This window comes from Candidatus Centipeda massiliensis, from assembly GCF_900290285.1.
Taxonomy (GTDB): Bacteria; Bacillota; Negativicutes; order Selenomonadales; family Selenomonadaceae; genus Centipeda; species Centipeda massiliensis.
The window spans coordinates 74,869-88,546 of sequence record NZ_LT985755.1; the positions used below are offsets into that span (position 1 = coordinate 74,869).

At 53.2% G+C, this 13,678-nt stretch carries 11 protein-coding genes and 1 riboswitch; all 11 genes read right to left on the minus strand.

Features of this window, described 5'->3' with window-relative positions:
- Nucleotides 1–4: 4 nt before the first annotated feature.
- Entirely contained in the window at nt 5–1,492 is a 1,488-nt protein-coding gene (locus C8273_RS06180; RefSeq protein WP_106626904.1) for an LCP family protein, read from the minus strand.
- Nucleotides 1,493–1,811: 319 nt separating this feature from the next.
- Nucleotides 1,812–3,428 (minus strand): nucleoside kinase, encoded by a 1,617-nt coding sequence (locus tag C8273_RS06185; protein WP_106626905.1) that lies wholly within the window; start codon nt 3,426–3,428, stop codon nt 1,812–1,814.
- Nucleotides 3,429–3,509: 81 nt separating this feature from the next.
- Nucleotides 3,510–4,508 (minus strand): inorganic phosphate transporter, encoded by a 999-nt coding sequence (locus C8273_RS06190; RefSeq protein WP_106626906.1) that lies wholly within the window; start codon nt 4,506–4,508, stop codon nt 3,510–3,512.
- Nucleotides 4,501–5,127 carry a DUF47 domain-containing protein gene (locus C8273_RS06195; RefSeq protein ID WP_106626907.1) on the minus strand — a complete coding sequence of 209 codons (627 nt, stop codon included), beginning with the start codon at nt 5,125–5,127 and terminating at the stop codon, nt 4,501–4,503. Before C8273_RS06195 ends, C8273_RS06190 begins: the two co-directional genes overlap by 8 nt.
- Before the next feature lie 213 nt (nt 5,128–5,340).
- The gene (locus C8273_RS06200) at nt 5,341–6,171 is read right to left on the minus strand and encodes an ABC transporter ATP-binding protein (protein ID WP_106626908.1); all 831 of its coding nucleotides are present in this window, start codon (nt 6,169–6,171) and stop codon (nt 5,341–5,343) included.
- Nucleotides 6,152–6,949, minus strand: a complete 798-nt coding sequence (locus C8273_RS06205; RefSeq protein ID WP_106626909.1) for an ABC transporter ATP-binding protein — start codon at nt 6,947–6,949, stop codon at nt 6,152–6,154. Before C8273_RS06205 ends, C8273_RS06200 begins: the two co-directional genes overlap by 20 nt.
- 18 nt (nt 6,950–6,967) lie before the next feature.
- The gene (locus C8273_RS06210) at nt 6,968–8,533 is read right to left on the minus strand and encodes an ABC transporter substrate-binding protein (protein ID WP_106626910.1); all 1,566 of its coding nucleotides are present in this window, start codon (nt 8,531–8,533) and stop codon (nt 6,968–6,970) included.
- Nucleotides 8,534–8,546: 13 nt separating this feature from the next.
- Nucleotides 8,547–9,359, minus strand: coding sequence for a nickel transporter permease (nikC, locus tag C8273_RS06215; protein ID WP_106626911.1), 813 nt, complete (start codon nt 9,357–9,359; stop codon nt 8,547–8,549).
- Nucleotides 9,356–10,300, minus strand: coding sequence for a nickel ABC transporter permease (nikB, locus tag C8273_RS06220; RefSeq protein ID WP_199821014.1), 945 nt, complete (start codon nt 10,298–10,300; stop codon nt 9,356–9,358). The genes nikC and nikB overlap by 4 nt, the downstream gene beginning before the upstream one ends.
- A gap of 140 nt (nt 10,301–10,440) precedes the next feature.
- Nucleotides 10,441–10,669, minus strand: a riboswitch (cobalamin riboswitch).
- 103 nt (nt 10,670–10,772) lie between these two features.
- A complete protein-coding gene (locus tag C8273_RS06225; protein WP_106626912.1) occupies nt 10,773–12,110 on the minus strand; it encodes an MATE family efflux transporter in 1,338 nt (445 codons plus the stop codon).
- A 300-nt stretch (nt 12,111–12,410) separates the two neighbouring features.
- Nucleotides 12,411–13,670: a phosphoribosylamine--glycine ligase gene (purD, locus tag C8273_RS06235; RefSeq protein ID WP_106626913.1), complete on the minus strand. Its 1,260-nt coding sequence runs from the start codon at nt 13,668–13,670 to the stop codon at nt 12,411–12,413.
- Nucleotides 13,671–13,678: the final 8 nt, after the last annotated feature.

Here is a 13,678-nt window from a genome sequence, read left to right on the forward strand (position 1 = left end):
ATCGCTATTCTCCACCTCCATGCGCGGAATTAGGGCGATAGTCGCGCCCGACGATCACGATTGCCTGCTTCTCACCTGCGCCGTCCACCGGCATGATGACACAGGGAAACGGCATCCCGTAGAACATATTCACGTGCGCCTCCGTTGTCATCACAGCGGTTTTCGGTCGATCCGAGGCATTTCCCGTCTCCACGCCCCCGATGCGGAATCCCTTTGCGCGAAGGGTGTCGGCGATCTCCGCCCCTGCCCCATCAATACCGCTCGCGTTGATAATCATGACCGAGATATCCTCTGCCCGATCCTGTGTGCGTGCCTTGGCGTACTCTGCTGCCGTTCCCGCATCCTGTCCTTTTTGAGCTCTTTCCGCTCGATTCTTCTCTGGGGGCTCGTGTGCCGCATGCTGTGCCCCGATCACACGGTCGCCCTCTGCCAAGAGTTCCTCGGAGGACGGGAGAAGCTCCCGTTCATCCACCTCCGTCATCACGCGCAGACGCTCCGGCATATCCGCACGATAGGCAGAGGCGTCACGCTCTGCCGCCTCCTGCATGCGCTCCGGAAGCTCCTTCCCTACGCCCGCAAAAAGATTTTTGCGTGTTTCTATGATGTCCGGAATCCAATAGCTCACATCTCCAAGGTATGCCGGGGTACCTGCGACCATCTGCATGGACATTCCGTCCCCTCCAACGCCTTTGAGGCGTTTTGCCAAGGTCAGAAGCTGACGCGTCGTCAGGTCGGTCTCGACCGCATTCTTGACCTCATCGATGACAGCCGCGAGGCGCGGAAGCACCTGCGGGGACAGAAACTGTGCAAGGAGCGCCCGCATAAAATGCTGCTGCCGTGCAATGCGACCGATATCCCCCTCTCCGTCACGATAGCGGACATACTGGATCGCCTGTGCTCCATTGAGATGCTGCATGCCGGGCTGCAGATCGATGACGAGTCCGCCGTTATCGTCCCACGGATCCTCATAGTACATTCGCTTCTCAACGTCGATATCCACGCCGCCCACGGCATCCACAATCCGCTCAAATGCCGAGGTGTCGATCATAACGTAGTGCGTGATGGGAACGCCCACAAGAGTGCTGACGGCCGCGAGCGTCATCTCATGCCCACCGAACGCATAGGCATGATTGATCTTGTCATACCCGTAGCTGCCAACCTCAACGCGCGTGTCGCGCGGAATCGAGAGCAGGGTGACACCCCCATGAACCTCATCGACAGCAGCCAGCATCAGTGTATCGCTGCGGCCGGCATCGACCGCCCTGCGGTCAACCCCCATGAGGAGAACATAGCCCAGATCGGCCTCCGTGCCATGATCAAAAAAAGTTCCGGTACGAATGGAATCCGCCATAAAATAGCCTACGCCATAATAGACAGCGCATACCAATAGAAATGATACTGCAAAAACACTTCCCACATACTTGATCAACGCGCGATCCGCCTTCTTTCCACACACCGCTGCGGCGTGTCCTACTGTTCCTATCTTCCGCATGTAACAGGATACAGTATAACAAAAACAAAGGTTCTATGCAAATCGAAAGGCAGCGTGGGTCTATGGAAACTGTTACGGATTCTCGATGCGTACTCCACGCAGAACCCTCGTTACGCAAGCGGACGTGTGCTCGTCCGCCTAAACACCTGCGGATTCCAAACGCGCTGCGCTTGAACGATTAAAATCCGCAGGGGGCGGGTCGCACACTCTACGCCGCTTGCTCCACTAGGGTTTGCTAAGGAGTACTGCATCTTCTTTTGTTCGTAACATTTATCATAGTGCCGGCAGAGAGAACTACAAAAAGATCGCGCTTGCATTGCTACGAGAAGAACACAGACTTGCCGATGAACTCTCTTAAAATAGAATTGTTTGGAATATCGTCTACGTCATCAATTTCATCGACGTATTGTAAAAAACGGAGGATAAGGCGTGCCTCTGTATAGCCTTCTTCCCCTTGCGTGATCTCCGACAAAAGGGGCACCGCATACGCCTTCAATACGCCGATCTCATAGATCAGTGCCGAGTTGAACAGCACATCTGCCTCCTCTTGAAACGGGAAGATGTACTTCTCCTCTCCTGCCCTGACATCCGGCCACTGCCGTATACTCTTGAGTGCCTTTGCACCGCGGAATTGATAGTCCCGCACAAGCCGTCGCAGGAAGCGCACCTCCGTCGTTGGGATTCTGTTATGCGCATCGATATTCAGCTGTGTCAATGCACTGATGTAGATCTTGTACTTATTGATCCGTGGAATATCCTTGGTCAGATATTCGTTCAGCCCATGGATCCCCTCAATGATAATCGGCTGATCACTGTCTATGGAAAAAAACGCATCTTCCTTCCATTCCCTCATCCCTGTGATAAAGTTATAGCGTGGGATCTGAACCTCCTGCCCTGCAAGAAGTTGAATCATATTCTCATTAAAGAGCTTGGTATCCAACGCGTCAATAGACTCATAGTCATATTGCCCCTTTTCATTCAGTGGTGTATCTGCACGGTTGAGGAAATAGTCATCCAGCGAAATCATAACGGGGCGCAGACCATTGACCCGCAGCTGTATGCGCAGGCGTTGCGCAAACGAAGTCTTTCCGGAGGAGGATGGGCCTGCAATCAGAATCAGACGGATATTCTCCCGATGCGCAGCAATGTGATCCGCAATCTGTGCAATCCGCTTTTCCTGCAGCCCCTCCGAAATGCGGATCAGATCTCCCATTGCATGTTCTTTATTGATGCGGTTGAGATCCGAGATAAAGCGACAGTCCAGAATATCCGCCCATGCCTTCGACTCCGCGAGGATCGAGCCAAACTTCGGCTGATTGATGCGTTTCCTGACCTGCCCCTTCGTCATTTCGTCCGGCGTACGAATCAGCACGCCGTCACGTTCATAGTCCAGCTCAAAAAGGCCGAGATCCTTTGTTTCAGGAAGCATTGCGCCATAGAGATAGTCCGTGTACCCATCACATGTGTATATACTGATCGTGGGATTTGAAAGTGCCGAGAGCAGATTTACCTTGCCCTCACGCCCCAATTTTTGAAAGAGATTGATTGCCTCTTGACGGGGAATGCTGCGTTTCTCAATGGGAATGTTAGCGGCAATCATGTCGCCCATCCGATCCTCAATCTCCTTGATAAAGGAGGGATCAAGCTCCCCTGCTGGGATTTTTATTTCACAGTACAGCCCCTTGTTCACGGTGAACTTTGCAATGACTTCCGCATTGTTATCCAATTTGTGCACGGCAGCAATCAAAAGAAAAAGCACGGAGCGCCGATAGATGCTCCACCCCAATGCAGAATTTAATTCCACAAACGAAATCTCATCGGCGTCCGTGCAGGACGTTTGGATGTCGCGTATTTCACCGTTGATTTTTGCCGCAACGATCAGACTCCCCAAATGGGGTTGTGCTTCTTTTGCTAGTGTCAGCAAGTTTTTCTCCATAAAGACCTCCATCCCTTTCTCTCTATATAAAAATCCTGCTCATCATGCGAGCAGGATTTTTTACATATCATCAGCGATTCCTTAGATAAAGAACATGACAAATTTATACGTAAGCGCGCCCATCACCGCGGTACAGGGGATCGTCATGACCCACGCAACAACCATCTGCTGTGCCACGCCCCAGCGAACCGCATTGATGCGCTTCGCCGCACCAACGCCCATGATCGAGCCGGACACAACGTGCGTCGTACTGACAGGCAGATGCAGGAGTGTCGCACCAAATATGATGATGGAGGAGTTTAGATCTGCCGCAAATCCGGAAATCGGCTGAAGCTTGAATATCTTCCCCCCGATGGTTTTGATGATACGCCAGCCGCCGACCGCCGTGCCACAAGCCATGGCAGTCGCTGCGAGCACCTTGACGTAAGTCGGAACCTCGAATACGTCGATATAACCACCGGCAAGCAGCGCGAGCGTCATGATACCCATGGATTTCTGCGCGTCGTTCGACCCATGTGAGAACGCCATCGTCGCCGCTGTTAAAATCTGCATCTTCTTAAACTTGCCGTTGATTGAGGTCGGACGGAACCGACCAAAGAAGCGGAACAGCAGCAGCATGATGACGCAGCCCAACGCCATACCGACAAGCGGCGAGAGGATCAGGGAGAGAATGATCTTTCCGATGCCATAAAAGTTCAGACCATCCGCCCCTGAGGCAGACATCAGAACCGCACCGATCAGTCCGCCGATGAGTGCATGCGAACTGCTCGACGGCATACCGAACCTCCACGTGATGATATTCCATATAACAGAGCCAAAGAGTGCCGCAATCAAAATATGCTCATCTACATGGGAGGCTGATTTGACGATATCCGATCCAATCGTCTTTGCGACCCCGGTGCTGTACATGGCACCAAAGAAATTGAGAACCGCCGCCATGATAATTGCGTGCTGCGGACGAATCGCCCGCGTCGAGACCGAGGTGGCAATCGCATTTGCGGTATCGTGAAAGCCGTTGATGAAGTCAAATAGCAGTGCTAAAAATATGACTAAGAAGATCAAAAGCTGGAAATCAGGCATATTTCATTACCACTCCCCGCAGCATATCCGCAATGAGTTCACAATGATCCAGCGTATCTTCCAACTGCTCCAATACATCCTTCCATCGAATGAGCTCAATGGGATCCTTTTCATTATCGAAGAGATATGCCACCTCAGTCCGATAGATCAGATCTCCTTCACTCTCGAAGCGTTCGATCTTGTGTGAGGCATCCAATATCTGCACTTGATTTTTTCGTATGTTTTCAAGATACGAAACGGCTCGGACAACCTCCTCCGTAGAAGAAACGAGCAGCTTGGTCAGATTGATCGCCCCCGTCATGGGCTTGCCCATGCGGTACATTTCATAGCGCTGCAAAATCCCCTGTAGGAGATCAACGCCATCGTCGAGATTGTTCGCCAAGGCGTATATGTCCTCGCGGTCAATCGGTGTAATGAAGGTGAGGTTCAGCTTATCGATGATGCGGTCATTGATGGCATCCGCTTCGTGTTCGATCCGATTGATTTCCTCCACCTTTACATTTGCAGTCGTATAATCCTGCATGACCTCATCTAAGACTAACGCCCCCTGATGAAAGAACTTTGCGCTCTCAAGGAACAGGTCAAAGAATTCGATATCTTTCTGCTTAAAATTAAACATAAACCCAGATTCCTCCCTAAGTAATGTTAAAGTCGGAGGCGTATATCCAAAAACTCATAGTTCAATAATATCATTATTTCAGATTGACAGCAAGAAATAATTTGAAAAGCTTCATCGGTCGATTCAAGATGAAGGACGCAAGGATAAAAAAAGAGCAACGTTTCATCGCTGCTCTTTTGCAATACGCTGCTCTTTATCTTGCTGAAATACTGGCTATGCGGAGATTTCCACATCCGGGACAACAATGCGCGGCGCTTTCCCTTTCGGCAGAAGTGTGAATACGGACTTCAGGAGTTTCTGCGTATACGGATGTTTCGCATGCGCGAGATCCTTTCCATCCAGCTGCTCTACGACTTTACCAAAGTACATGACGACGACGCGGCTGCACAGGCGTGAAACCAGCGCGAGATCATGACAGATGAAGAGGATGGTCAGATTCCGCTCCCGCTGAATGCGCACGAGCAGCTGCACAATCGTTTCCTGAACGGAAACATCGAGGGCGCTCGTCGCCTCATCACAGACCAGAATCTCCGGCTCCAATGCCAATGCGCGTGCAATTCCTACACGCTGGCGCTGTCCCCCGCTCATATTGGTGGGATAGCGTTCGGCAAATTCCTCGGGCAGATCGACGAGACGCAGCAGCTCGGCTGCCTTGTCACGCGCACTTCCCTGAAGGAGTCCAAAGTTCCGAAGCGGTTCACATATAATATCCTTGATCTTCATCTTTGGATTAAACGATGTTGTCGGATCCTGAAACACCATCTGAATGCTGCGCCGCATATTGCGGGCATCTTCCCCCCGCAGCGATGTGATTTCCTTATCCTTGAAGAAAATCTGTCCATCAGACGGCTGATGCAGCTGCATAAGCGTACGCACAAGGGTGCTCTTGCCGCAGCCGCTCTCACCGACGATGCCGAGAATCTCGCCCCGATACACGGGAAAGGTCACATCATTGCACGCCGTAAGCACCTTGCCGTCCTCCAGAGGAAAGCGCTTGGTAATGTGCTCGATGCGCAGGATGGTCTCACGCTCCGATGCTGTCATAACGCGTCCCTCCAATCTGTGGTACGGCACGCAGAAGCTCCTTCGTATAGTCCTTCTGCGCATGCTCAATAATCTCTTCGGCACTGCCGTGTTCGACGACATTGCCGCTTTGCATGACCATGATCTGATCCGACATATAGGCGGCGACACCAAGATTGTGCGTCACCATGACAATGGATGTCCCATCTAGTTGACAGATATCCATCATCTCGTTGACGACCTGCGCCTGCGTTGTCACATCCAGCGCAGAGGTCGGCTCATCGGCAAGCAGGAGGGCGGGCTTGAAGAACATCGCCATAGCAACGCCGACACGCTGACGCATGCCGCCGGAAAGTTCGAATGGGAAGCTCTTCATCACATTTGCGGGGTTGGAAAGGTGCATGCGTGCAAGCATATCCTGTGCCTGCGCTGCAGCCTCCTTCGCGCTCATCGAATCATGGGTCTGAATGTACTCGACGAACTGCTCGCCAATCGTACGAATCGGATCCATCATACTGCCGCTGTCCTGAAAGATCATCGCAGCAGTCTTGCCGCTGACACGACGCCATTCCTCAGAGCTGCACTTCGTCATATCCTTCCCGTCATAGAGGATCTCGCCTGCCGTTACCCTGCCGACATGCGGCAGGCAGCCGAGCATTGCCCGAATGACGGTGGTCTTTCCGCTGCCGCTTTCGCCGACAATGGTCAGCACTTCTCCGTCCTTGAGAGTGAAGTCCACACCGTGCACCATTTCCGTGCCCTCGTATGCGATTTTAAGTCCTCGCACCTCGATCAACATTCGGGCTTCTCCTCCTTATCAGTTCGCGGGTTTGATCTTGTTTGTGATCCAGTAGTAATCCGCAGGGTGCATGATCGCGCCCGTGATCTTCGTCGAGCTGACGATGTTCGTCTCGGGGTAGCCGAGGAAGAGCCCCGCCGCATCGTTGAGCAGGATCTGCTGCATATCGATCATCAGCTGACGTCGCTTTGCGGGATCAAACTCAACGGCGAGCTGCGCACACAGCGCATCATACGCGGGGTTGCTGTAGCCCGAACCGTTCTGCGGGTTGTCCCCATTCACATTCGTGCGCCAGTACCAGTTGAGATAGATCTCAGGATCGCCTGTGTTGGCGGTTGTAATATTCGAGATCAGCAGGTCATATTCGCCGCTGATACCGATCTTATCGAGCAGGTTGTAGTCAACCGGCTTGATCTTGACATCAATGCCGACCTTTTTCGCATCTGCCTGAACTGCCTCTGCGTAGATCGGCAGCTCTGCGCGGCTGTTGTAGATGACAAAGTCAACGGAGAGCGGCTTGCCGTCCTTGTCACGAATACCGTCGCCATCCGTATCCTTCCAGCCTGCCTCATCGAGGAGCTTGTTGGCGCGGTCGACATTGTAGGCGTTCGGGTCGGTCAGCTGGTCAAAGCCATAGTCAAGGGACGGCGGAACAGGAGCCTTCCCCGGGACGAACGTGCCCTTCAGGATGACTTCGTTGTACGCCTTGCGATCCGTCATAGAGATGAAGGCAGCGCGTACCTTCGGGTCACCGAGAACGCCCTTCTGGTTGATGCGTGCAAGAACCGTACGCAGGGATGCAATGCGATCAATATGGAATTTCGCCGTGTCGTTGAAGAGACCGATGTCCCCCGCCGCAATGTTGACCGCCATATCGACCTCACCCGACTGAAGCGCCATCGCGCGCGTATTCGGGTCGTCGATCGACGGAATCTCAACCGTCTCATACGGCACTTCGCCATCCCAGTAGTACGGGTTCTTCTTCATGACGGCCTTTTCCTTCACGAAGGACTCGCATACATAGGGGCCGGTGCAGATGGGACCCTGCTTGGCAAAGTCACGCTCCCCCTCGCTCGATACATCGACGATGAGGAAGAGAGGATCGGCAAGGAAGCCCGGCATGCTCGGCGACGGCTTCTCCGTCTTGATCGTGAGCGTCTGACCGTCCGCCTTCATCTCCGTATACTTGAAGAAGGTCTCTGCGCGGTTGTTCTTCTTAAACGAGCGCTCGAGCGATGCCTTGACGGCCTCTGCCGTCAGCGGCTTGCCGTTCGAGAACTTGACGTTATCACGGATCTTAAACGTCCAGGTCAGCTTGTCGTCGCCGATCTTCCAGCTCTCGGCAAGCCACGGTGTCGCGTTCATCTTCTCGTCAAACTTGACGAGCGTCTCGCCCATGCCGTAGCGCATGACAACCCAGCTGAAATAGTTCTCCGTCGGCTCAAGCGTGTCCGCGAAGTTCGTCACACCGACCTTCAGCGTCGTCTTGTCCCCTGCGGACTGCCCTCCGCCGCAGCCGGTCAGGAGCGCTGCTGCCATACATCCGGTCAGTAGGACGCCCATCCATCGTTTGAGTTTACCCATCTGTTTTCCTCCTTTAATTTGCCTTGCGCGGGTCTAGGATATCCCGCAAACTATCTCCCCAAAGATTGAATACCGAAACGACGAGTGCAATCGCCAGTCCGGGGAAGATCATCAGCCATGGCGCTGTCTGGATCAGCTGCCGCCCTTCGTTCAGCATGAGTCCCCACTCCGGTGTCGGCGGCTGTGCGCCGAATCCGAGGAAGGAGAGTCCTGCCAGTTCCATCATCAGGGCGCCGATATCAAGCGCTGCCGTAATGATGATGATCGGTATGATATTCGGCAGAATATGCCGCTGAATCATTGCAATCGGGCGCGTCCCGCTCGTGATCGCGGCAGAGAGATAATCCTGCTGCTTTACCTTGAGCGTCAGACTGCGGGCAAGGCGCGCGTATTTCGTCCATCCGACAATGACGACGGCGAGAACCGCATTGACAGCACTGCCGCCAAGCACACCGGCAATCGCAATGGCAAGTACGATACCCGGAAATGCGAGAAACACATCCGTCAGACGCATGATGACATTGTCCACCTTACCGCCGACATAGGCAGAGACCACACCGATCAAGGTGCCAAGCCCACCGGAGATAATCACAACGATCAGAGCCATCGTAATGGAGATGCGCGCACCATAGAGGATACGCGTAAAGATATCTCGTCCAAGTTTATCCGTGCCGAAGTAATGTTCGGCAGAGGGCGGGAGAAGGGAGTTCTGAATCTGCGACTCGTACGGATCATACGGTGAGATCAGCGGCGCACAGACGGCGATAAGCACAATCAGCAGGATGATGCCTGTATAGATACGAAACAGCAGTTGATCCCGCGTCATGATTTCGCCCCCTTCCTGAGCCTCGGATCCAGATACGAGTATGATATATCAACGATGAGATTGACAATCATATAGAGCGTTGCAATCCAAAGAACAAACCCCTGAAGGAGCGGATAGTCGCGCATTTCGATTGCACGCACGGCGAGGCGCCCGATGCCTGGCCACGAGAATACAATCTCGATCACGGCAACGCCGCCAAGCAGCCACCCAATGGCAAGACCAAGGAGGGTGATAAGCGGCAGGAAAGCATTGGGCAGAACATGACGCCACAGGATACGTGACATCGACATACCGCGCGCTTTCAGCCCTATGACATAGTCCTGTCCAAGCTCCTCAAGCACAGCCGTGCGTACCTGCCGCGTATACTTTGACGAGAGCAGAATCGCAAGCGTAAATGCCGGCAGGATCATGCGGTCGAGACTAACCTCGCCGCCCGCAATCGGGAATAATCCAAGTTTTAGTCCGAACACATAGAGCAGGATGAGCCCCACCCAAAAACTCGGCATGGATACGCCCAGAAAGGTGAAAAACCGTATGATCTGATCCGGCCATCGATTTCGATACAGCGCCGAGGCAACCCCCGCCGGAATGGAGATCAGAAGCATCATCACCACCGCTGTGCCGGAAAGCAGGAGCGTTCCCGGAAGATTCTGCAGCAAGCGCTCCTGCACCGGCATCTTTGCAGAGTAGGAGCGCCCCATATCTCCATGGATCACGCCATTCAGCCATCTGAGATACTGTTCGTGGAACGGTCGATCCAGCCCCAATTCATGGCGTGTCTGCTCAATGGTCTCCTGCGAGACGATGGTGTCACCCGTTTCAAGAATTGCATCCACAGGATCGCCCGGTGCAATGAATGTCAGACTGAACGTCAGAAAACTGACCCCCAGCAGAGTGACGACCATCTGCCCCAGACGCATCAGGATTGCTTTTGCACTCAACTCCCCAACTCCTTTTACCCAAAAATAAAAACCGCCTGCCTCAAAAGAGGCGGACGGCAGAATGCGCACAAAAAGCATTGTTACAGCGCACAAGGCACTGTAAGCTGCAGCATCCATCTCCCCATCTCTCGTGAGTCTATCAATGAATCTTATTGCGAGCAGGCTTTCCGGCTCATAGATCAACGCATTCTTCCGCCTTCCCGGGGTTTATTTCCCCAGTGACTTTACAGGCACAGGCTTCTGCGCCTGTGGAAGAACACTCCCTATTTACGGCTGCGGGACAGCATGGGCATCGCACCCATTTTCCTCTCATCGCTCGACAGACAGAATCGAAAACAATATTCTGCTGCCGACACTCGCAACGTATTTATTTGGTTTTTCACATAACTTCTAACGTAGTATATCCATGTCAGATATACTTGTCAAGACATTCATTTCAGATTATTATATTTGAATAGTCAATAAGTCCTTATTAACATGGATTCAATGCGCTGCGGTAAGTTTTCTCCTGATATACGCCGCGCAGAAGCACAGCGGCACAGGCGGCACGCATACTCTGATCGATGGCCAGAGATATCCATGCGCCCTCAAGTCCCATATAAAATTCGTAGAGAAGTATGTATGTGATGATTGGTCGGAGGATTGTTATGCTGACAAAGGAATAGACCGCTACCTGCATTGTTTTTCCGCTGGCACGCAGAATCCCCGCGCAGACCATCTGGTACGCCTCCGGAAAGCTCACGACAGCGACATAGGCGATGATCAGGCTTCCGAGCGGTATGAGCGCAGCATCATGGGAGTAGATGCCAAAGATTTCCTCGCGCAGGAAAAATGTTATGAGGAATGCACCTGTGGAGAAAATCAAGCTCCAACGCATCCCTCGCCAGAAATAGCACTTCCACTCATCCTGTCTACGGATATCTCGGTTGTGCCCGGCGAGAACGGTACTTGCCTTGCCCATGCCGTTGCAGAAACTATAATAAAAATCGCAGAAGTTCATCGCGATCGCATGGACAGCATAAGGGATCGTACCGAGTTCGGCAACCATGCGCGTATAGATGACCATGCCGATGCGCTCAAAGCCCTGCTCGCTGAAAATCCCACCGAACACGCCGAGGAACTCGCGCAGATACGCCCGTGTCAGGCGACAATTCCCCTGCGCGAAGATCCCCCACCGATAGAGTACGCGCACGGTAAGAAAGAACGACCAAAGAGTCCCTCCGACCGTGCCGAGCGCCGCCCCCAGCACGCCCAGTGCCGGAAACGGTCCAAGACCGAAGATGAGAAGTGCATTCAAGATGACATTGACAACATTCCCCTGTATATTGATCGAAAGCACCGTCATGGATTCACCGCGTCCAAACATCACCGCCTGCATCAATGTCGTAACGGAGGTAATAAAGACGGCGGGCAGTACCCAGAGACCATAGACCATGGCATCCGACAAATAATCATGCTGTGCCCCCATCCAAAGCAGGATCGCATCCAGATGAACAAAGAACGCGATATGTGCAAGCCCCAAAACCAGCACAAGCAAAACCATGGTCTTTTTCAGCACATCGCCATACGAATCGTGCCGCTCCTGTCCGTACCGCTCGGCAATCAAGATCGTGACAGCAGCCGCCACAGAACGTGCGACCGTGAGGAGCATCATGCGTGGCTGTGTAAAGATGCTGACCGCCGCGATGGCACCTGTCCCGAGCATGCCAACCATAACGATGTCGGCATTGCTCAGGAAGATCATAAGAACCCCTTCGAGCGCCGCAGGAAGTCCGATGCGCAAATAATTTTTATCGTAGGATGTCAGCACCGTACCACCTCCTCCATAATTATTCAACAAGCTACCATAGAATGATAATGTTTGTCAACAATATATTGGTTCAAAAAAAGGGGCTGTTGCCCGAAGCTAAAAAACTTCGTACAACAGCCCCTTTTTTGAGGAATCGCTGATAAAATGAAGTCCGTCAGATTGGCGTAGATTTTTTCGTCCGAACAAGGAGGCAAACCGGACGCATAGCCAAAGCTATGTGGAGGATTTGCAGGCGTTGTGCGGGCAAAAAAGATGCGTCAAGATGGCTGTGCTGAATTTATCAGTGCTTCCTTGAATACATCAGCGCTTCAATGCACGATGAGCAATATCCTTGCGGTGATATGCGTCCTGAAAGGAAATCCGATCTACCGCATTGTATGCAGCCTTCACTGCAGATGCGATATCAGCCCCCATGCCGACCACACCGAGCACGCGCCCGCCGTTTGTGACGAGTGCATCGTCCTTCTTTGCCGTTCCCGCATGGAACACGAGCGCACCCATCGCCTCAGCGTCTGCGATCCCTGTGATTTCATGCCCCTTTTCGTATGACGCGGGATATCCGCCCGCTGCGAGAACAACACAGACCGCCGCCCCATCCTTCCAATGAATCGGAACATCGGCAAGCGTCCCATCGGCACAGGCACACATGATCTCTACAAGATCTCCATCGAGGAGCGGCAGCACAACCTGTGTCTCTGGATCACCAAAGCGTGCGTTGAACTCGACAACCTTAGGGCCTTCCGACGTAATCATCAGACCAAGATAGAGGCAGCCCGTATAGGGACGCCCCTCCTTTGCCATGGCGGCAATCGTGGGCTTTAGAATCTCCTCCACGGCACGCTCGGTCATCTCCGTCGTCATGACGGGTGCCGGAGCGTATGTGCCCATGCCTCCGGTATTGGGTCCCTTGTCGCCATCAAAGGCACGCTTATGATCCTGCGCACTAATCATGGGACGAATAACCTTACCATCGGTGAAGGCGAGAAGGGATGCCTCCTCTCCCTGCATAAACTCCTCAATGACAACACGCGCCCCCGCATCACCAAAGGAGTTTTCCTCCATGATGGCATCCACGGCATCAAGTGCCTCCTGCTCCGTCATGGCGACAATGACGCCCTTCCCTGCCGCAAGGCCGTCCGCCTTGACAACGATCGGCGCACCCTCACGGCGAATGTAGGCACGCGCAGGCTCCGCCTCGGTAAAAACCTCGTAACGTGCGGTTGGGATTCCATACTTCTTCATGAGATCCTTGGCAAACGACTTTGAGCCTTCGATCTCAGCCGCATTTGCGCGTGGTCCGAACGCACGAATCCCCGCCTTCTCAAGATCGTCGACCAGCCCGTTCATCAGGGGCACCTCGGGACCGACAACAACGAGTCCGATTTCCTTTTCCTTGGCAAAGCGCAGGATGGCATCATTGTCCATGACGGAGATATCGATCATCTCACCCATGCCGGGATTCCCGGGGATCGCGTAGATGTGACCCGTCTGCGGGCTTTCCGAAAGTTTCCAAAATAGGGCATGCTCACGCCCGCCCGATCCGATTACGAGAATGTTCACGTCATCTT